The sequence below is a fragment of the Desulforhopalus vacuolatus genome, from assembly GCF_016918505.1.
GTDB classification, from domain to species: Bacteria; Desulfobacterota; Desulfobulbia; order Desulfobulbales; family Desulfocapsaceae; genus Desulforhopalus; species Desulforhopalus vacuolatus.
Window position 1 is genome coordinate 1 of sequence record NZ_JAFFPZ010000085.1, and the last position, 1,518, is coordinate 1,518.

The following is a 1,518-nucleotide window of genomic DNA, read 5'->3' on the forward strand; positions in this document are numbered from 1 at the left end:
CTAGGAGCCTGTCCGAGAATAGAAAAAGCAACCTGACCTGTTATGAAAATGGCTACTTTTGGTATTTACATTATTGACGAATGAATAAACAATTATAGTCAGTAACATACTGTAATATAAACAAAAAATGGGGGATATTCTTGAATTAATGGTATAATACAACCAATAAATCAAGAGAGGTTTTCCTATGTCGATCCCGTTCAAAAAAAGTCCGATAGAATTTAATCAGCGACAATTATTTCCAAGCAATATTTTTGATCTGCTTGCAGATGACCATGAATGCTACCTGTATGATGATATTTTTCATCAACTTAACACATCCAGCATAGAAAAGAAGTTCAGTAGAAGAGGTCAGAATGCTTATCATCCCCGATTGATTGTCTCTATTCTTATATATTCATACTCTCATGGAGTTTTTAGTTCAAGACAGATAGAGAGAAGATGCAACGAAGACCTTTCCTTTATGTACATAGCAGGAATGAATTGCCCTAATTTCAGGGTGTTAAGCGATTTTAGGAAAAATAACAGTGAATTTTTCCATGAGTGCTTTAAGCAAAGTGTCCTGTTAGCTATGGAACTTGGACTTGCGTCACTTGGTCATGTGAGTTTAGACGGCTCAAAGTTTAAGGCAAAGACCTCTAAACATAAAGCTATGAGCTATAACCGACTTGAGAAGAAAGAAAATGAGTTAATGAAGGAAATTGACTCCATTATTCAAAAAGCCAATAAGCTCGACGAGAATGAGGATAAAAAATATAAAGAGAAAACCGGATATGAACTTCCCGAAGATTTAAAATTTAAAGAAAAAAGGTTGGCCAAAATAAAAACGGCCAAAGAAGCCTTAGAGAAAAGAGAGGAAAAGCTCTATCCCGGGAAGAAAATTGATGGTAAAAAACAAATTAGTTTTGCGGATACCGATGCACGTATAATGGGTAAAAATGGCAACTTTGATTATCAATACAATGGGCAAATATCTGTAGATGAAGATAACCAGATAATTGTCGGTCAGCATTTAAGTCAGAATGCAAATGATAAAAATGAGATCAAGCCTGCTGTAGACAATATTGAGGCAACAACCGGCATATTACCTTCAAAACTGAGCGCTGATAATGGCTATATGTCTGGGGACAATCTTGAGGCTTTGGAGTCTGCAGATCTTGACGCATATATTGCAACGAACAAAGAGGAGAAGAAGAATAGAATATCTTTGAATGAGTCGACCCGTAAGCTGACGAAAGCAGATTTTATTTATAACGAACAGGAAGATTGCTTTACTTGCCCTGGTGGTCAAGTTCTTATCCTGAAAAGCACATCAAAATATGGCAAAAAGATATATCAAGGTTCTTCTGATATTTGTACTGGATGTGAATATAAAAATAGATGTTGCAAATCTACAAAAGGCGAAGCTCGTACAATAAATACAGATGACAAAGAACCCTTACGAAAACAGATGAATGAAAAAATGGAGGCAGAAACCTCCAAAGAAATCTATAAAAAACGAAAAGTTATTGTTGAACC

1 protein-coding gene is annotated in these 1,518 nt (G+C 35.5%); it reads left to right on the plus strand.

Annotation, left to right across the window (positions count from 1 at the left end; genetic code table 11):
- Positions 1 to 187: 187 nt before the first annotated feature.
- Positions 188 to 1,518, plus strand: a 1,331-nt coding sequence (locus JWG39_RS15985) for an IS1182 family transposase (protein ID WP_205220436.1), incomplete at its 3' end; no start/stop codon positions are given.